Origin of the sequence: Streptococcus oralis (genome assembly GCF_003943415.1) — a bacterium.
In the GTDB taxonomy this organism is placed as follows: Bacteria; Bacillota; Bacilli; order Lactobacillales; family Streptococcaceae; genus Streptococcus; species Streptococcus oralis_BJ.
This window is the reverse complement of sequence record NZ_RJPK01000003.1, coordinates 219,221-237,782: the sequence shown is the minus strand read 5'-3', so window position 1 is coordinate 237,782 and position 18,562 is coordinate 219,221. Positions and strand designations below refer to the sequence as shown.

At 41.0% G+C, this 18,562-nt stretch carries 23 protein-coding genes and 1 pseudogene; 7 read left to right on the top strand and 17 right to left on the bottom strand.

Annotation, left to right across the window (positions count from 1 at the left end):
• Window position 1: 1 nt before the first annotated feature.
• From D8801_RS05910 to D8801_RS05850, 12 genes are all read right to left on the bottom strand, one after another.
• Complete coding sequence (locus D8801_RS05910; protein ID WP_093586637.1) at window positions 2–187, bottom strand: hypothetical protein; 186 nt, start codon at window positions 185–187, stop codon at window positions 2–4.
• A 1-nt stretch (window position 188) separates the two neighbouring features.
• Window positions 189–1,967 (bottom strand): phosphotransferase, encoded by a 1,779-nt coding sequence (locus D8801_RS05905; RefSeq protein ID WP_125848522.1) that lies wholly within the window; start codon window positions 1,965–1,967, stop codon window positions 189–191.
• Window positions 1,968–2,157: 190 nt separating this feature from the next.
• A complete protein-coding gene (locus D8801_RS05900; RefSeq protein WP_125848520.1) occupies window positions 2,158–2,868 on the bottom strand; it encodes an ABC transporter ATP-binding protein in 711 nt (236 codons plus the stop codon).
• Complete coding sequence (locus D8801_RS05895; RefSeq protein ID WP_001186010.1) at window positions 2,868–3,632, bottom strand: ABC transporter ATP-binding protein; 765 nt, start codon at window positions 3,630–3,632, stop codon at window positions 2,868–2,870. The genes D8801_RS05900 and D8801_RS05895 overlap by 1 nt, the downstream gene beginning before the upstream one ends.
• Window positions 3,632–4,588, bottom strand: coding sequence for a branched-chain amino acid ABC transporter permease (locus tag D8801_RS05890; RefSeq protein ID WP_000856265.1), 957 nt, complete (start codon window positions 4,586–4,588; stop codon window positions 3,632–3,634). Before D8801_RS05890 ends, D8801_RS05895 begins: the two co-directional genes overlap by 1 nt.
• Window positions 4,589–4,591: 3 nt before the next feature.
• On the bottom strand, window positions 4,592–5,461 hold the full coding sequence (locus D8801_RS05885; protein ID WP_000941414.1) for a branched-chain amino acid ABC transporter permease: 870 nt from the start codon (window positions 5,459–5,461) through the stop codon (window positions 4,592–4,594).
• Between the two features lie 119 nt (window positions 5,462–5,580).
• Window positions 5,581–6,741, bottom strand: a complete 1,161-nt coding sequence (locus tag D8801_RS05880; protein ID WP_125848517.1) for an ABC transporter substrate-binding protein — start codon at window positions 6,739–6,741, stop codon at window positions 5,581–5,583.
• Between the two features lie 87 nt (window positions 6,742–6,828).
• Window positions 6,829–7,098, bottom strand: a complete 270-nt coding sequence (locus tag D8801_RS05875) for a YlbG family protein (protein WP_093586633.1) — start codon at window positions 7,096–7,098, stop codon at window positions 6,829–6,831.
• A 78-nt stretch (window positions 7,099–7,176) separates the two neighbouring features.
• Window positions 7,177–7,767: an ATP-dependent Clp protease proteolytic subunit ClpP gene (gene clpP, locus D8801_RS05865; protein ID WP_000613470.1), complete on the bottom strand. Its 591-nt coding sequence runs from the start codon at window positions 7,765–7,767 to the stop codon at window positions 7,177–7,179.
• A gap of 178 nt (window positions 7,768–7,945) precedes the next feature.
• Window positions 7,946–8,575 (bottom strand): uracil phosphoribosyltransferase, encoded by a 630-nt coding sequence (gene upp / locus D8801_RS05860; RefSeq protein ID WP_025169005.1) that lies wholly within the window; start codon window positions 8,573–8,575, stop codon window positions 7,946–7,948.
• An 88-nt stretch (window positions 8,576–8,663) separates the two neighbouring features.
• Window positions 8,664–9,131, bottom strand: a complete 468-nt coding sequence (locus tag D8801_RS05855) for a deoxycytidylate deaminase (RefSeq protein ID WP_000136990.1) — start codon at window positions 9,129–9,131, stop codon at window positions 8,664–8,666.
• A gap of 18 nt (window positions 9,132–9,149) precedes the next feature.
• Window positions 9,150–9,707, bottom strand: a complete 558-nt coding sequence (locus D8801_RS05850) for a TetR/AcrR family transcriptional regulator (RefSeq protein WP_093586631.1) — start codon at window positions 9,705–9,707, stop codon at window positions 9,150–9,152.
• Between the two features lie 124 nt (window positions 9,708–9,831).
• Here D8801_RS05850 and D8801_RS05845 point away from each other — a divergent pair, with 124 nt between their 5' ends.
• The 4 genes from D8801_RS05845 to D8801_RS05830 are packed head-to-tail and all read left to right on the top strand — an operon-like array spanning window position 9,832 to window position 12,917.
• Complete coding sequence (locus D8801_RS05845) at window positions 9,832–10,677, top strand: DegV family protein (RefSeq protein WP_125848515.1); 846 nt, start codon at window positions 9,832–9,834, stop codon at window positions 10,675–10,677.
• A 57-nt stretch (window positions 10,678–10,734) separates the two neighbouring features.
• Window positions 10,735–11,916 (top strand): aminoacetone oxidase, encoded by a 1,182-nt coding sequence (aao, locus tag D8801_RS05840; protein ID WP_125848513.1) that lies wholly within the window; start codon window positions 10,735–10,737, stop codon window positions 11,914–11,916.
• A gap of 13 nt (window positions 11,917–11,929) precedes the next feature.
• Window positions 11,930–12,451, top strand: a complete 522-nt coding sequence (locus tag D8801_RS05835; protein WP_125848511.1) for a DUF1697 domain-containing protein — start codon at window positions 11,930–11,932, stop codon at window positions 12,449–12,451.
• A 10-nt stretch (window positions 12,452–12,461) separates the two neighbouring features.
• Window positions 12,462–12,917 (top strand): 8-oxo-dGTP diphosphatase, encoded by a 456-nt coding sequence (locus D8801_RS05830; RefSeq protein ID WP_125848510.1) that lies wholly within the window; start codon window positions 12,462–12,464, stop codon window positions 12,915–12,917.
• 59 nt (window positions 12,918–12,976) lie between these two features.
• Here D8801_RS05830 and D8801_RS05825 read toward each other — a convergent pair whose 3' ends face one another.
• From D8801_RS05825 to D8801_RS05810, 4 genes are all read right to left on the bottom strand, one after another.
• Window positions 12,977–13,522 (bottom strand): GNAT family N-acetyltransferase, encoded by a 546-nt coding sequence (locus D8801_RS05825; RefSeq protein ID WP_125848508.1) that lies wholly within the window; start codon window positions 13,520–13,522, stop codon window positions 12,977–12,979.
• Window positions 13,523–13,678: 156 nt separating this feature from the next.
• Window positions 13,679–14,503 (bottom strand): ammonia-dependent NAD(+) synthetase, encoded by an 825-nt coding sequence (gene nadE, locus D8801_RS05820; protein ID WP_125848506.1) that lies wholly within the window; start codon window positions 14,501–14,503, stop codon window positions 13,679–13,681.
• On the bottom strand, window positions 14,500–15,960 hold the full coding sequence (locus D8801_RS05815; protein ID WP_125848504.1) for a nicotinate phosphoribosyltransferase: 1,461 nt from the start codon (window positions 15,958–15,960) through the stop codon (window positions 14,500–14,502). The genes nadE and D8801_RS05815 overlap by 4 nt, the downstream gene beginning before the upstream one ends.
• 116 nt (window positions 15,961–16,076) lie before the next feature.
• Entirely contained in the window at window positions 16,077–16,463 is a 387-nt protein-coding gene (locus tag D8801_RS05810) for a DUF6773 family protein (protein WP_260468144.1), read from the bottom strand.
• A 249-nt stretch (window positions 16,464–16,712) separates the two neighbouring features.
• On the opposite strand from D8801_RS05810, the gene D8801_RS05805 reads away from it, so the two are divergent.
• The 3 genes and pseudogenes from D8801_RS05805 to D8801_RS09940 form a co-directional block, all read left to right on the top strand.
• Window positions 16,713–17,033, top strand: coding sequence for an IS110 family transposase (locus D8801_RS05805; RefSeq protein ID WP_125848500.1), 321 nt, complete (start codon window positions 16,713–16,715; stop codon window positions 17,031–17,033).
• Window positions 17,034–17,139: 106 nt separating this feature from the next.
• Window positions 17,140–17,379, top strand: coding sequence for a transposase (locus tag D8801_RS10060; protein WP_125848545.1), 240 nt, complete (start codon window positions 17,140–17,142; stop codon window positions 17,377–17,379).
• Window positions 17,343–17,492: pseudogene (locus D8801_RS09940) on the top strand (IS30 family transposase); the annotation flags it as partial. The gene D8801_RS10060 and the pseudogene D8801_RS09940, both read left to right, overlap by 37 nt.
• A gap of 62 nt (window positions 17,493–17,554) precedes the next feature.
• Here D8801_RS09940 and D8801_RS05785 read toward each other — a convergent pair.
• Window positions 17,555–18,535: an acetylxylan esterase gene (locus D8801_RS05785; RefSeq protein WP_125848498.1), complete on the bottom strand. Its 981-nt coding sequence runs from the start codon at window positions 18,533–18,535 to the stop codon at window positions 17,555–17,557.
• Window positions 18,536–18,562 lie beyond the last annotated feature (27 nt).

Genomic DNA, 18,562 nt, shown 5'->3' with positions numbered 1-18,562 from the left:
TTTATTGAATACCTCCTGTCATGGCTAGGATAATCAGAATAAGGTTAATTAGAACTAAGACGATGACTATAGTAAAATCACTTTTTAGAAATGGCTGAGCAAACACATAGTTTGGTGATTCCATTTCTTCTAGCCTTCTTTTCGTTTCATTTGCTACTAATTCTTCAATTTCAGATGTCGGTTTCATCTCAATTCTCCTCTAAGTATAAATCTAATGCAAGTTTTCCATACTGCTTGGTATAACGATACCAGATGTAAAGAAATTCACCTACTGGTTTTCCAACGCTTTCTTGGAACAGGGCCCACAAAAACCAATAATACGAAGTCACTGATACATAGGCAAAATAGTGACGTTTGGTTTTCTTGTCTGGAACTTCTTGTAGATAGATTTCAAGTACCTTTTCAGCTTCTTCTACTGTATAATTTGAACACCCGATAAAGGTTCCTAAATCTCCTGCTGGATCTCCCATACCAGAATATTCCCAATCAATCAAGCTCATTTCGCCAGCTTCATTCAACAAGAAATTCGGGCTATAAGAATCTCCGTGGCAGAGAACCTTTTTCGCTTGATCTTCTTGTAAAAGCTTCTCGAGAACTGAGACATTCTTATCCAACTCTTCAAGTCCATCAAACTCAAAACGATTGCTAGCCTTTAATTTTCGTCTAAAATCATCAATTCCCTCAAATTGATCAAAAGAATGATCCGTTTTTTCTCCAGATTGGTGCAAGCGTCTCAAAAGCTCCATTGCTTTTGCTACATCATCCCAATTATCATAATCTAGTTGCTTGGCATTAGGGATAAATTCTGAAATTTTCCAGCCCTCATCCTTGTTCATGGCAACAAAGGTACGGTCAATCTTCAATTTTGCAGCAATTTCCATGGAAGCCGCTTCACTAGCACGATCGATATAATTCTCCGTTCCTCTACCTGGATGACGGTAAACATATTTCTTACCTAGGCAGTCAAATGAAAACGAAGTGTTGGTTAAACCGTCTTTTAGGGGTTTAATATTGACAATATCTGAAGCTATACATCCTAATGTCTTACAGATGTTATCAATGATTTCCGAATTCGTATTCACCAAATAGTGTTCATCAAACTGACGCAACTCATCTAGTGAATCAAACTCCTTAACAATATCTGCTGAATAATGCCGAGCTTCCAAAGGAAGTTCCTTGACGTGACGACTATAATAATCTTCCCAGAGCTGTTCGCGATATGGTTCATGCTTAAATTCAGCTTCTAAAATGTCCACGAATTTTTCACTAAATGCACGATCAAAATAAACGTGCCCCACCATAGCCCAAGTATTCGTCCCACCGATTTGAATATCGATAATCGTGTGATTGGAGTCTTCCTTAGAGCAGTATTCGTCTGTATCCCCTTCTGCAAATATAGTCGAATAGTAACCCCTGTAAATGTATTGCTCAAACGGATTTTCCACAAAATAATTATCCGAAGAGCAAATATAAGTGTTAGAAAGTTGATCTCTGACTAGCATGAGAGAAGAACAGTTGTTGTACTTGTAGTAATCATTATTCACAACAATTTTAACGCCAAATTTTTCTGCTAGATAGAACATTTTTTCCTGCAGATATCCTACAATAACTGTAATATCCTCTATCCCAGCTTCTTGCAACTGCTTGATTTCTCTCTCAATCAAACGCTCACCTTTAACTTGAAGCAATCCTTTAGGTAGCTCATAAGACAGAGGAGCAAAGCGGCTACTCATACCTGCAGCCATGATAATGGCATTCTTCACCTGATACGGAGCTATAGCCTCCTCACCTAAGTCAGTTAAATGATTTTCCTCACTGATCCACTTCTCTTCTTTACATTCCTTGAGAAGATTATTTACCGTCCCCAAAGCGATATCTAGCTGTTCAGCCAATTGTCTCTGTGTAAAGTTTTCGTCTTTGTGAGTCAACAAAAAACGTAAAAGTTTAAATTGTTTTTCTGATAGCATATCTTCAGCCTCTTTTGTTCAATATTTTTATTTATTCTATTATATAATGAACACATGCTTTTGTCAAGTTAGATTCTATATTAAGAAAACGGGTGCTCAAATCAAGTCCATCAAAATAGTGACCAAACGAAGAAAGAGCCCCAAATTGGAGCTCTTCAAATTCATCTACAAAACAATCCAGTGGATTGTTTTAGCCACCTAGATATGCTTTTCTGACTTCATCTGATGCTGCGAGTTCTTTTCCTGTTCCTGATAGGACAATTTTTCCTGTTTCAAGTACATAACCACGATCAGAGATAGCAAGGGCCTTGTTCGCGTTCTGTTCAATTAGGAGAACCGTTGTTCCTTGCTTCTGAATATCTTGGATGATATCAAAAATTTCTTGGATAAAGATCGGGGCAAGTCCCATTGACGGCTCATCCAAGAGAAGGAGCTTAGGTGTTGACATGAGCGCGCGTCCCATAGCCAGCATCTGCTGTTCACCACCTGAAAGAGTTGCCGCATCTTGGTATTTGCGTTCTTCCAGACGAGGGAAACGTGAGAAGACTTTTTTCAAGTTGGCTTGATTTTCTTCACGATTTTTCTTTAAAAAGGCTCCCATTTCTAAGTTTTCCATAACAGTCAATCCTGGAAAAACATGGCGTCCTTCAGGAACTTGTGAAAGGCCACCTGCCACGATTTTTTGCGCTGGCATCTTTTGAATTTCTTTTCCTAAAAACTGAATTTTACCAGCACTTGGACGAACCAAACCTGAAAGGGTGCGAAGAATCGTTGTTTTACCAGCACCATTGGCACCAATCAAGGAAACAACTTCACCTTCATTAACCTCGAAACTTACATCACGAACTGCTTGGATCATGCCGTAATGAACAGAGAGGTTTTCAACTTTTAACATAGACATTAGGCTTCACCTCCTAGATAAGCTTCGATAACGCGTTTGTTGTTCTTGATCTCATCCGGAGTCCCATGAGCAATCAACCGACCATATTCAAGAACATAGATACGCTCAGTGACTTCCATAACCAAGTTCATATCGTGTTCGATGAGCATGATGGTAATTTTAAATTCGTCTTTGATACGACGGATCAATTCTGTCAATTCAGCCGTTTCTTGTGGATTCATCCCAGCTGCAGGTTCATCCAAAAAGAGGATCTTAGGTTCAGTTGCCAGAGCACGAACGATTTCTAATCGACGTTGTTGGCCATAGGCCAGATTCTTAGCAAGAGTATCTGCGTCACCATCCAAATCAAAAATCTTCAGTAAGTCCAAAGCTTTATTTTTTAATTCTTCCTCATTCTTATAGAAAGCAGGTAAGCGTAGAAAGCTAGCGAGAACATGTTGTTTATGATGATTTCCAAAAGCGATGAGAACATTGTCTAAAACTGTCAGATCCTTGAACAAACGAATATTTTGGAAAGTACGACTGAGTCCAAGCGAAGCAATCTTGTAGGGAGTTTTCCCATTTAGGAGGTGACCATCTAGTGTCACAGTACCTTCGCTTGGTTCATAAACACCGGTCAAGAGATTGAAAAGGGTCGTTTTACCAGCACCGTTTGGTCCAATCAAACCAACCAATTCTCCCTCGTTCAATTCAAGAGTGACATCTCCAACAGCTGTTAGACCGCCAAAATGTTTGGTTAACTGTTTAACTTCAAGTAATGCCATTAGTTTTGTCCCTCCTTCTTAGATTTTTTAAAGAAACGTGATAGACTCAATTCCCATGTCCCAAGAAGTCCACCTGGTCTGAAAATCATAACCAATACAAGAGCCAAGGCGTAGATGATCATACGTACGCTAGCTACATCTTGAAGGAGCATATTTAAAATTCCTAAAACAATCGCTGAAACAATAGTACCAGTAATAGAACCAAGTCCACCAAATACTACGATAATCAACACGTTGATGGAATTAATAAAGGTGTAATCTTTTGGCACAACAGATCCGATAAAACCAGCCTGAAGTGAACCAGCAATACTTGCTGTAATGGCTCCAAAGACAAAAGCGATAATCTTGATTTTTGTAGTGTTTACCCCAACGGACTCTGCAGCAATCTCATCCTCACGAACAGATAGAGTAGAGCGTCCAATTGGACTACGTAAGAAATTGAGAGTTGCAATAGTTGTGATCACCACAAATAGATAAACCATCTGCCAGTTGGTAAAGTTTGGAATACCCAAGATACCAGCAGCACCGTTGGTCAAACTTCCACCATTAATGATAAAGATACGAATGATTTCTGAAACACCTAGTGTCGCAACAGCCAGGTAGTCACCCTTCAAACGGAGTGTTGGAATTCCAACGAGCAAAGCGACTGCACCAGAAATCAAGGCGCCTAAGACCATTGCTCCAAAGAAGGCACCATAGGTTGGTGATTTTGAGCCAATAATCGCTGCTGCATAAGCCCCAATCGCCATAAAACCTGCATGACCGAGTGAGAATTGTCCTGAAAAACCAACGATTAGGTTCAAACCTACTGCAAGGATGATATTAATCCCAATTTGTTCTAAAATTTGGATATGGAATAGATTAAGAACACCAGCAGAAACCAATACGCTAACCAATCCATAACCCGCTAACAGAAGGAATAACCAGAGAATATTTACTTTAAGATTTGTCTTCATTGTTTACACCTTCTCTTTCACATTCTTACCAAGGATACCTGCAGGACGAACAATCAGAATCAAAAGCAAGATTCCATAAACGATGGCATCACGGAAATCAGACATACCAAAGGCAGTTGCAAAAGTTTCCAACAAGCCAATCACAAATCCTCCTAGAGCTGCACCAGGAATAATCCCGATACCACCAAGAACGGCCGCAACGAAAGATTTAAGACCCGGAGTCACACCCATCAAAGGTTCAAGAGAGTTGTAGTAAAGGGCAATGAGAACACCTGCCGCTCCAGCAAGGGCTGAACCCAAGGCAAATGTAAAGCTGATAGTACGGTTTACGTTGATTCCCATCAATTGCGCCGCGTCACTATCAACTGATACAGCACGCATGGCTTTCCCCATTTTTGTTTTTTGAACAATCACTTGCAATAAAATCATCAAGAGTAAGGAAACTGCTAAAATCATTAACTGGACGTTTGTCAAGCTGATTGGCCCCAAATCATAGCGAACTGTTTGAATGGCTTGAGGAAAGGCGCGAGTATTGGCACCGACCAAGTAGACCATTCCATATTCCAGTAGGAAAGACACTCCGATAGCAGTAATCAATACAGCAATACGTGTAGAGTGTCGCAAAGGACGGTAGGCAAGAAACTCAATCACAACACCAAGTAGTGCGGTTCCTGCCATTGAAATAATTAAAGCTAAAAAGAAATCCATTTGGAAAGAATTAATCAAAAAGTAACCAATAAAGGCACCCATCATATAAATATCACCGTGGGCGAAGTTGATGAGTTTGATAATTCCATAAACCATGGTATAACCCAGGGCCAAAAGTGCATAAACACTACCCAGAATTAAACCATTCACAAGTTGTTGGAGCATAGCATTCACTCTTTTCTATCGTTATTTTTTAGAAAATTTCTCAATTTTCACAAGTTCATAAACACCGAAACAGGGAGTGAGTCAAAGGCTCATTCCCTATTTCAACTACTATTCTAATGTTATGGTTTTACAACTTCTGCTGCTTCCACTTTACCATTGTTCATGGTCATCATGTAAGCCGTTTTCACTGTGTTGTGATCTGCATCAAAGCTCGTTTGACCAGTTACACCATCAAAATCTTTGGTTTTAGCAAGGTTGTCCTTGATTTCACCTGAGTTTTTAGCACCTTTTGCAGCATTGGCTACTAGATAAACTGAGTCATAGGCCAAAGCTGAGAATGTTGAAGGTTCTTCATTGTATTTTGCACGGTAAGCTTCAAGGAAAGCTTTAGCTTTTGCAGAAACATCAACGGTAGTTGAGAATCCTGAGATGAAGTAAATGTTTGAAGCTCTTTCAGCAGTTGCTTGTTGAACAAACTCTTCACCGTTAAAGCCGTCACCACCAACGATTGGTTTATCAATTCCCATACCACGCGCTTGGTTTACGATTTTACCTGCTTCTGTGTAGTAACCTGGAACAACGATAGCGTCAAACTCTTTCCCTTTCATTTTAGTAAGGGCTGCTTGGAAGTCTGTATCACCTGCTACAAAAGTTTCATCTGCAACAATTTCACCTTTGTATGCTTCGCGGAAAGATTTAGCAATACCTTTAGCATAGTCACTTGCATTGTCAGTATATAGAACAACCTTCTTAGCATTCAATTTGTTTGTTACATAGTTAGAAATAATCTTCCCTTGGAAGCTATCTTGGAAAGTTCCGATAAATAGATATTCTTGACCTTTGGTCAAACCGTCTTGAGTCGCACTTGGTGAAATCAATGGAACCCCTGCTTGAGTAGCGTTGGCTACAGCTGCAGCAGTTGCACCAGATGTCGCAGGTCCTACGATAGCTGTAACTTTTGATTGGGTCACTAGGTTAGTTGTAACAGAGGCAGCCTCAGCAGTTTCAGATTTGTTGTCTTTGTCTACAACTTCGATTTGTTTTCCGTCGATACCACCAGCAGCGTTGATTTCATCAACAGCAAGTTGAGCACCTTTTTGTTCAGCTGTACCGTAAGCCGCCACAGCACCTGTTTCTTCAAAGTTAAAACCGATTTTGATAGTCTTTTCGTCTACTGGGTTACCAGTCGTATTTGACGCTCCTGACTTGACCTCTCCACAGGCAGCGAGAAGAGCTACGCTAGCAAGAGCCACAAAAGATAGGGCAAATTTTTTCTTCATTTTTAATCTCCTTATAGTTGTTTCAAAAATAGTATGTTAAGAATATACCGAATTATCAGAAAATTGTCAACACATTTGTCTCATTTTTTAAATGATAACGTTTTCCTCAGTGCGATAGAGATTTCCAACGAAGGGAGTTTCTAGCTCTTGAATGTGACAACGTCTAATTTTTTTGATAAATCTTTCCTTACCTAATCTCTCAACTAAATCATCTAGCTCCTCAGTTGGAACATAGAGTTGCAAGTAGCGATGCTTCTTAGAATGGTAACAGATGTCACCGTATTCCTGAAGTTTCTTTGCATCCCGATTATAGTAAAGATAGATGATTAATCCTGAGCGATTGACCTTTTCAAACATGATGAAGCCTCTTTCTAAGAAATCTTATCCTATTATATCAAAAAAAGCAAACTCCGTCGAGTTTGCTTTCTAGGCTGCTTAGCTCAAAGAATTGTTAGCCATGATTTCATCAATAAAGCCATATTCCAGTGTTTCTTGGGCACTCATCCAGTAATCACGTTCTGCATCTGCATGAATTTGCTCAACTGATTTACCTGAGTTAGTCGCAAGGATTTGCTCCAAAGTCTTACGAGTTTTAAGCAAGTGCTCTGCAGCGATTGCCATATCTGTCTGTTGGGTACCACCACCTGTACCACCCATTGGTTGGTGAATCATATACTCTGCATTTGGAAGCATGAAACGTTTGCCTTTTGCGCCACTTGATGCAATGACAGTCCCCATGGATGCAGCCATCCCCATAACAATGGTTTGAACATCTGCCTTGATAAAGTTCATAGTATCAACGATTGCCAAACCAGCTGACACAGAGCCTCCAGGTGTATTGACATAAAGGTAAATATCTTTTGTGCTATCTTGGGCATCCAAGAAGAGTAATTGGGCAATAACTGAGTTGGCCATATTATCTTCGACTGGCCCAGTTAGCATGATGATGCGATCTTTCAGAAGACGGGAGTAAATATCATAGGAACGTTCTCCACGGCTTGTTTGTTCAATAACTACAGGAATCATTCATTTCTCCTTTTAATGTTGAATTTTCTTAGTCTCACGACTCAATACAGAACTATTATATCTTTTTGGTCAAAAAAGGTCAAATTTTTGCTCTATACTATCGACAGAATCAAAAATTCAACCTCCTTACGAAATTAGAAACATCCTCCAATTTCATCTTTAAGACTCTATCTGAGTCTTATTTCGTACCGAACAAGCGGTCTCCAGCATCTCCGAGACCTGGAACAATATAGCCATGTTCATTCAAGTGTTCATCCAAGGCTGCTGTAAAGATTTCGACGTCTGGGTGAGCTGCTTGAAGAGCTTTCACTCCTTCTGGAGCAGCTACCAGACAGACAAACTTGATGTTTGATGCCCCACGTTTTTTAAGGGAGTCAACAGCCAAGATAGCTGAACCACCTGTTGCAAGCATTGGATCAACGACAAAGATTTGACGTTGGTCAATATCCTCAGGCAATTTCACCAAGTATTCAACTGGTTGAAGGGTTTCTTCATCACGGTACATACCGATGTGTCCAACCTTTGCTGCTGGAACCAAGCTCAAGAGGCCATCTACCATCCCGATACCTGCACGCAAGATTGGGACAATCGCCAATTTTTTACCAGCCAATTGTTTTTGAACGGTCTTTGTGATAGGTGTTTCGATTTCCACGTCTTCAAGCGGAAGATCACGAAGTACTTCATATCCCATCAACATTGCAATCTCATCTACTAATTCGCGAAAGGCTTTTGTAGAAGTGTCTGTACGACGCAAGATTGATAATTTATGTTGAATGAGTGGATGATTAATGACTTCAATTTTTCCCATTTTCTGAATTCCTTCTTTCAATTTATTCTTCTTATTATATCAAAAAACGGTTTAAAAAGCTTTCTAAACCATTTATTTTTATTAATTTCTAAATCAAATCTGCCTCTTGGAGAGCTGTCTGAACAGTCTCTAATGGTAAATGGGTCAACTCGGTACCTTTTTCGTGATAAAGGTATTGGGCATAGTCATCCATTCGGTACTGGTTGATATAAACTACGCGCTTGCAGCCAACTTGTAGCAGTTGTTTGGTGCAGTTCAGACAAGGGAAATGGGTTACATAGGCTGTAAAACCTCTGGGAACCCCTCGTTCGGCTCCTTGCAAGATGGCATTGACCTCGGCGTGAAGGGTTCGGACACAGTGTCCTTCAATGACAAGACATTCGTGGTCAATGCAGTGCTCCGTTCCTGATACGGAACCATTGTAGCCTGTTGAAATGACTTTATTGTCCTTAACTAGGACAGCTCCTACTTTGGCGCGTTTACAGGTCGAACGATTGGCAATCAGTAAGGCCTGGGCTGCAAAGTACTCATCCCAAGCTAGTCTTTTTTCTGTCATAAGTCTTCTCCTTGTCCTCTATTTTTTGAAAAATGGCAAGCGTAAATCTGCAATCTTTTCAGCTGGAACCTTCATGCCATCCTTGATCCATTTGAGCAGAACCGATACGATGGCAGAACTCCAAAAGGAATGAAGGTAGCTGCTGACGCCTTTTGATTTTCCGTGGTATTTTTCCAGAAATTCCTGCATGGCTTGGACGAAAATCTTTTCCAAGTGGTAGTCCAGAGCAAGTTGGATAACCTTGGCTTCTTTCTTGGCTGCTCGAAAAAGGTGAACCCAGACTAGATAAAGGTCTGTTCTGACATCGTAGTGGCTCAATTGTTCCATGATATTATGAACACTGCGTTTAAAAACACTTTCTAAAATTGCTTCTTTAGAATCATAATTGCGATAGAAGGCAGCGCGTGAGACACCCGCCCGCTTGACCAACTCTGAGATACTAATCTTAGCCAAGTCTTTTTTCTCTAGAAGTTGCAAAAGAGCCGTCTCGATTGCTTCTCTGGTTAAAAAATTGGATTCTTGATTGGATTTTCTGAGATTTTCAAGAGATTTTTCAGATATTTTACGTTCAGACATAACAATTTCTTTCTACTTGTGACAACAGAGAGGTGGTACTTTTGTTTCAAGGGCTTTCATGATATAATTGTAAAAAAAGACAGAACCTTTGTCAATGTATAAGTGACAAAGATGGAGAATTTCTATGACTTGGAAGATTGTAGCTGACTCTGGTTGTGATTATCGTCAACTGGCAACTCCTGCTATTGATACTGAATTTGTTAGTGTTCCTTTAACCATTCAAGTAGCTGATCAGGTCTTTATTGATGATGCCAATCTCGACATTGACCACATGATGAAAACCATGTATGCGACTTCTGAGGCTTCAAAATCAGCTTGCCCTAGCCCTGATGATTACTTGCGTGCATTTGAAGGTGCCAAACATATTTTTGTCGTTACTATCACTGGTACTCTTTCAGGTAGTCATAATAGTGCACAACTCGCTAAAAATATCTACCTTGAAGAACACCCTGACACTCAGATTCATGTGATTGATAGTTTATCTGCAGGTGGGGAAGTTGACTTGATTGTCGAAAAAATCAATGACTTGATTGACCAAGGACTTTCTCATGAGGAAATTGTTGAAGCTATCACAGCCTACCAAGAAAAAACAAAATTGCTCTTTGTCCTCGCTAAAGTTGATAACTTGGTAAAAAATGGCCGTTTAAGTAAGCTTATCGGTACAGTCGTTGGTCTTCTCAACATCCGTATGGTTGGGGAAGCAAGTGAAACTGGAACCCTAGAGCTTCTTCAAAAAGCTCGTGGTGCTAAAAAGTCCCTTCAAGCAGCCTATGAAGAACTCATCAAGGCTGGCTATGCTGGTGGTCGTATCGTCATGGCTCATCGTAGCAATGAAAAATTCTGTCAGCAATTGTCAGAACGCTTGCTGGAAACATTCCCACAAGCCAATATCAAAATCATCCCTACGTCTGGTCTCTGCAGTTTTTATGCAGAAGATGGCGGTTTGTTGATGGGGTATGAAATCAACTAAGATTATTAGCCACAAGAGATGCCAAGCATCTCTTGTTTTTTGTGGTACAATAGAGCTATGAAACATTTTGATACTATTGTTATCGGTGGAGGGCCTGCTGGCATGATGGCTACGATTTCTAGTAGCTTTTATGGTCAGAAAACCCTTCTTATCGAAAAAAATCGGAAACTTGGCAAAAAATTAGCTGGAACAGGCGGGGGACGTTGCAATGTCACCAACAATGGTAGCTTAGATGACCTACTGGCTGGCATCCCTGGAAATGGGCGCTTTCTTTACAGTGTCTTCTCTCAGTTTGATAACCATGATATTATCAACTTTTTTACGGAAAATGGTGTTAAACTCAAGGTTGAAGACCACGGGCGCGTCTTTCCAGCCAGTGACAAGTCTCGGACCATTATCGAGGCCTTAGAAAAGAAAATCACTGAACTCGGTGGTCAAGTTGCTACTCAAACAGAGATTGTTTCTGTTAAAAAGGTAGATGATCAGTTTGTCCTGAAGTCTGCGGACCAAAGCTTCACTTGTGATAAACTGATTGTCACAACTGGTGGTAAATCCTATCCTTCTACAGGCTCGACTGGTTTTGGTCACGAAATTGCTCGCCATTTTAAGCACACCATTACAGAGCTTGAAGCCGCTGAAAGTCCATTATTGACAGATTTTCCACATAAGGCCTTGCAGGGAATCTCACTGGATGACGTGACCTTAAGTTATGGTAAGCATGTTATCACCCACGACCTCCTCTTTACCCACTTTGGTTTATCTGGTCCTGCCGCTCTACGCATGTCTAGCTTTGTCAAGGGAGGTGAAGTCCTTTCTTTGGATGTCTTGTCACAACTTTCTGAGAGCGACTTGTTGGCATTTCTAGAAGAAAACCGTGAAAAATCCTTGAAAAATGCTTTAAAAACTTTGCTTCCAGAACGCTTGGCAGAATTTTTTGTGCAAGGCTATCCTGACAAAGTCAAACAGCTAACTGAAAAAGAACGGGAACAACTTTTCCAGTCTATCAAAGTACTCAAAATCCCTGTTACTGGCAAAATGTCCCTTGCCAAGTCCTTTGTCACCAAAGGTGGCGTCAGCCTCAAGGAAATCAATCCTAAAACTCTGGAAAGTAAGCTCGTTCCTGGGCTCCACTTTGCTGGCGAGGTACTGGATATCAATGCCCACACGGGTGGCTTTAACATCACTTCTGCCCTCTGTACCGGCTGGGTGGCAGGCTCAAATTCAATAAATACCAAATAAGAAAGGAAGTCCTTTGGAACATATTATTTTACTAAGAGGCGTTACTCCTAATGGAAAAAATGCTATCCCAAAAATGTCTTATTTGGTAGATATTCTGACAGAAGCTGGTTTTCAACACGTTCGAACCTATATTCAAAGTGGGAATATCATTCTTGAAAGTGACTTAGATTTAGAAGAAATACGAGAACGTGTTCATACTCTGATAAAGGAAAAAATTGGAGCTGACTTAAAAATGGTTATCAAGAATAAGAACGATTTTGAAAAGATTGTTCATGAGAACCCATTTAGAGAAGACTATCTTCATGATCGTGTACATGTGATTCTTTATCAGGAATTTATCCAAAGTCTGCCACTAGAAAAATTGAAAGCTGACTACGGTGAGGAAGAAATTTGTGTAGGCGATCACTGTCTCTACCTTTATCTCCCTAGAACTGCAAAACGAAAAAAGCTCAATACCAACTATCTTGAAAAACTGTTTGGTATAGATTTGACCATGCGAAAGTTAAACGTCGTGGAAAAGCTACTAACAAAATAGGAAAAACAATATGAACAGACGAGAATTAGTCGAATTTGTCAACATGTGCATGATTAAAAATGGTGACAAGGTTCTGGTCCAAGATCGAGTTAATCCCGACTGGCCCGGAATCACTTTTCCTGGTGGTCATGTAGAGCGTGGGGAATCTTTTACTGATGCAGTTATCAGAGAAGTCAAGGAAGAAACTGGACTAACCATATCCAAACCTCAACTTTGTGGTATCAAAGACTGGTATGATGACGAGGATTATCGGTATGTCGTCCTTTTTTACAAGACAGAACACTTTACTGGTGAACTCCAGTCTTCAGACGAAGGGAAAGTCTGGTGGGAGGATTTTGACAATCTATCTCATCTAAAACTTGCAACCGATGATATGTCTGATATGCTTCGTGTGTTTCTAGAAGAGGATCTCAGTGAATTCTTTTACTATAAAGACGGCGATGACTGGCTTTATGAGTTAAAATAAAAGAGCAGAAGAAAATGACCTGAGCTTCAAAATTTAACTTTTGAAGCTCAGGTCATTTCTTAGTTCTTTTTAATCTGGTAATAAATAAGGTCCGCAACGTAGTCTTTTCTCTCAACCCCATTGGCAATGGTTTTTAGATAGGTCATTCCAGCCTTTTCCATGACTCGGCCTGAAGCTGGGTTGAGACTGGCATAACGTGCTTTAACTTTTTGAAATCCTGCTTGAGTAAAACAGAAGTCTAATACAGTTTTCAAAGCCTCTGTCATCATACCACGACCCCAATAGGTTTTACCTAAAATATAGCCAATTTCACAACAAGAATCATCCTCATCCATTTCAACGATACTGATATCTCCTATCACTTGCTCTGGATTCTCTTTGAGACAAATCGCCCATTTGTAATAGTTGGGATTGGTATAAGAGACAACCCAATTTCGAATCGAGTTCCGAGTCACTTCAACATCAGGATGAGGATCCCAGGTGACATAGGTCAGATTCTCAGCAGATGAAGCCCAATTTTGAAACATGGCTTCCGCATCACTCTCCACAAATCTTCTTAAAATCAAACGTTCTGTCTGTAACATTTGCGTACCGATTGCTTTCATAATGTTACCTCGCTTTCTAAGCTTAAGGCTCAAGCAAAAAAGGTTCAACAGAACCTTCTTCGCTTTCTCATTTCTAGGCTCAGGGTAAAAACCTCCACTGGAGGTTCCTCGTTTTCCCGTTTCTAGACTCGGGCTGAAAACCTCCACTGGAGGTTTTCACTCCCAAAAGTCATCAAAGACAGTAATTGGTAGGTGGCGTTTGTGTTGGCCTTTGTGCCACCAGTTTTCAATAGTTGCTTGAGCTTCTGGGCTGATTGTTTTGCCTTCTAGGTAGTCATCAATCTCTTCATAAGTGACTCCAAGGGCGACTTCATCAGCCAGCCCTGGTTTGTCTTCTTCTAGGTCTGCTGTTGGAATTTTTTCATAGAGGGCGGAGTCTGCACCAAGTTCCTTCAAGAGTTGTTTCCCTTGGCGTTTATTGAGGCGGTAAAGAGGGAGAATATCCGCACCACCATCACCAAACTTGGTAAAGAAACCTGTGATATTTTCCGCAGCATGATCTGTTCCAATAACCGCACCACTATGTGCCCCTGCAAGCGCATATTGAGCAATCATGCGACTACGAGCCTTGATATTTCCCTTATTAAAGTCTGAAACAGAGCTTCCTGTCGCTTCAACTGCTACTGTCATAGCGTCAGCTGATTCCTTGATATTTACAACTAGACTGACATCTGGTTGGATGAAAGCGAGGGCTTTTTGAGCATCTGCTTCATCAGCCTGCACTCCGTATGGCAGGCGGACAGCGATAAATTGGTAGCTGTCATCTCCTGTCTCTGCTCGCATTTCTTCCATCGCTAATTGCGCCAAGCGCCCTGCCAAGGTTGAGTCCTGACCTCCAGAAATCCCTAGTACAAAAGTTTTAAGGAAGGGGTGTTTTTTTAAGTATCTCTTTAAGAAATCAATCGAACGACGAATTTCTTCCTGGGCGTCAATCACTGGCTTGACACCCAGTTGCTGGATAATGGTCTCTTGCAAACTCATTCTTCTTCTCCTTCACCAAGGGCTTCTTTGCGCATCTTATCAATCAAATCCATCTTATCTTGCCAAATATCACGCGCCAAGTCTACTGGGTAATGTTGCGGATTGAGCACGCGCTTGTATTCATCCCATAACTTGTCGAATTCCTTACGAGCATAGGCCTGGATGTCAGTCAAACTAGGCAAGCTGTAAACTAATGTTCCTGCTTTGAAAATATCCACCAAGAGAGGAACCGCATCAAAATTTCGAACGGTCTTTTTGATATAGGTATAAGTTGGATGGAACATCTTGATTTCTGTCATGCTAGCAACATCTACACCATCATAGGTGATGTAGTCGCCTTCTGACTTGCCTTTTTCACGACTGGTAATGCGCCATACCTGCTTCTTACCTGGCGTAGACACTTTTTCAGCATTATTGGACAATTTGATGGTATTGCGCATCTGGCCATTTTCATCTTCAATAGCCACAATCTTATAAACTGCCCCAAGAGCTGGCTGATCATAGGCTGTAATCAGCTTGGTTCCCACACCCCAGACATCAATCTTGGCCTTTTGCATCTTGAGATTGAGGATAGTATTTTCATCAAGGTCATTGGAAGCATAAATCTTAGCCTCTGTAAAGCCAGCCTCGTCCAGTTGCTGACGGACTTTCTTGGAAATGTAGGCAATATCCCCAGAGTCGATACGAACACCCTTAAAGTTAATCTTGTCTCCCAACTCACGCGCTACCTGAATGGCAGCTGGCACACCGATTCGCAACGTGTCATAAGTATCTACTAGAAAGACACAGTCACGATGGGTCGCCGCATAAGCCTTGAAAGCCTCATAGTCGTTTCCATAAACCTGTACCAAGGCATGGGCATGAGTCCCCAAGACAGGAATGCCAAAGAGCTTCCCTGCTCGCACATTGCTAGTTCCGTTGGCTCCACCAATCACGGCTGCGCGTGTTCCCCAGATAGCTGCATCCATTTCTTGCGCACGACGTGTTCCGAACTCCATCAAGGGTTCATCCTCAATGACCGAACGAATACGTGCTGCCTTGGTCGCTATCAAGGTTTGAAAGTTAACGATGTTTAACAGAGCCGTTTCAACCAATTGACATTGGGCTAGAGGCCCTTCCACCTGCACAATCGGTTCATTGGCAAAAACCAAGTCCCCTTCCTGAGCGGAACGAACCGTCAACTCCAACTTGAAATTGCGGAGGTAATCTAAGAACGCCCCATGATAGCCTAGCGACTCTAAGTAGTCGATATCACTATCTGAAAAGCGCAAGTCTTTAAGATAATGTACAATTCTTTCCAAACCAGCGAAAACTGCATAGCCGTTGTTAAAAGGTTGCTGGCGGAAATAAACTTCAAAGACCGCCTTTTTATTGTGAATCCCTTGGTCAAAGTAAACTTGCATCATATTGATCTGGTACAAGTCCGTGTGCAATGTCAAACTATCATCTGGATACATCTGTTTTCCTTCTTCCTTCTTTACAAAGGTATGAACGTATTCTAGCACTTTCACACCGTCCGATAAATTAGTACTATTATAACACATTTTACCAAGATTGATAAAAAGATAACAAGCTATTCTCCATTCTCCAGTTCATCCATATCTTGCTCAAACTTTTTTTGAGCCCATTCGCCATAACTTTTAAGCCCGAGATTGCCGATAAAAACCCAAGGAAGGTAAATCAGATAAGTAATGACCCAAGCAGACAAGTATTTAACGTTCAGAGGATTGTGCTGATAAATTTCTATGTTGAATTGATAATTCTGTACCATCAAGAGAGTCGTAATAGCGAGAGTTACCAGCAAACATCCTACAATCGTAAAATGAAAACGACTATAGTAGGTCACTCCAAGTTGTCGTGCACGATTGAAAAAGAAGAAAATGCCTAAAAGAAGGGTAACCAGAAGAATATTAGGATTAAAAAGAGCAGGTGCTAATACAGCCACCAAATAACTTAGCATAATGAGCCCGATAAACACATAAAACTCTAAGCAGGCAAAGCCTGCTAACTCATGACAGAAAAAGAAGTTTAGCTTATAATTAAGCTGAACAACGCAAATCCGTGGTCTTTAATAGGGCTTTTCCTAGCCTGTACATAAAACTGGATGAACAAGAGTCATGAGATAACTCGAATACGTCTTGAAAGTGAAAATAAAATTACAATTAACCTCTTGTTCTATTGTTCAAATAGTTAACAAGAGGTTTTTTTAATGGAAGTCATGATTGAGACATGTTGTGGCATTGATGTTCACCAAAAATCCATTGTTTGTTGTATTCTAGATGGTCCACTAGATAGCAATAAACCAAAGAAAATTCAGAAGAAATTTGAGACAACTACTGTAGCTCTTCACAATGCCTTAGATTGGGTGGTAGAAAATCATGTCACACATGTCTTTTTTGAAAGTACTGGGCAATATTGGCTCCCTCTTTTGAATATCTTTTCAGATTCTAATCTAGTATTAGTACTTGCCAATCCTCAACATATCAAGAATGTACCCGGTCGTAAGACAGACAGATGTGAAGGACGCTGAATGGATTGCTCAACTCGGACGTTGTGGACTGATTGAGCCATCTTACATTCCTAGCTCTTAGGATGCTTCAAACTATTCCTGGTGTGAACGAAAACTGTGCTGAACTATTTTAGCTGAGATTGGACCAACTGTTACAGCCTTTCCATCCGATGCACACTTAGCATCATGGACTGGACTCTGCCCAGGGTCTTATGAAAGTGCTGGCATTAAAAAATCCTCACACATCACGCAAGGAAATCGATATACCAAACAGGCTTTGACCATGTCGGGATTGATCGCAGCACATTCTAAGGATCCAGCTTTTTCTTCTTGTTACAATCGAATTTCCCAAAGAAAACAGATTTAGCCACTATCACTGATGAGGCTTTGAACAAGGCCTTATATGATATCAATCACAGACCGCGAAAATGTTTAGCTTACAGAACTGCTTATGAGGCTCTAGTGGATGAGTTAGAGTAAATGTTGCACTTATTCTTGCAATTTATCAAATAAAAAAGAGAGCTAGCGCCCTCTCAAAGTTATTATTTTACATAGGAGAAAGGGATCTCACTACCACAAAGCCAGTTGTAGACTTGGTCATTGACAAAGACATTCATGGCTTCGTGGGCATACTCCGGCATGATACGATAGGCCTTATCGCAAGTCAAACGGTTGTAAATCGCGAACTGGGTAATGGGATAGCAAACATCGTCATCCAAGCCCGTAATCATCTTGACCTCACCTTTGATACGATGGGCAAGATTTTTCACATCGATATAGGCGAGGGTCGCCATGACTTCCTCCTCAGTTTCATGGAAGGGATCGTGGAACTTGAAATAACGGAAGAGTTCATCATAGGCTTCACTGGTATTGCCAATCTCAAGCACTCGTCTAAAGTCAGACAAGAAGGGATAGATAGCAACTGTTTTCTGAATCCGAGGATTGAGCGCTGCTGCAACCAGGGCTAAAGCACCGCCTTGTGAGGCACCATAGCTAGAAAGTCTTTCCTCATCTACCTGTGGCAGACTTGCAATAATTTCGATCAACTGGTAAATATCCAGATAGACATCCTTATAAAAGAGATGATCCCTGCCTTCAACTGCACCACGAATAATATGTCCCTTCACCGTATTTCCTAGTGGAGAGCGCAAGCCGTCTTGCGAATAGCCCGACTGCCCCCGCACATCCATAGAAACAACACCGTAACCAGCCACAGTATAGGCCAGCATGTCGGTCCAGTCCCAACCACGTCCCATATAGCCATGGAAATGGAAGATTAACGGAACTTTCTCCTCAGTCTTTGGAAGGACGATGCGTGCGTAGACCTTGCCTTCATTTGTTCCTTCAAATGTTAGCTCATAGCACTTGACTTGGGGAATGTGGAAATCTCTCTCCTCCAACTGGTAGGCTGGAAGAGATGAAACTTTTTTCACTTCCTCATCCCAAAAAGTATCAAAGTCTGCTGGAACCTCATCCCGTCCTAGATAGTTCTTGATTTCTTCTAACAAAGCTGGATTTTTCATAGCATACTCCTTTAGTTTTTGTAATCG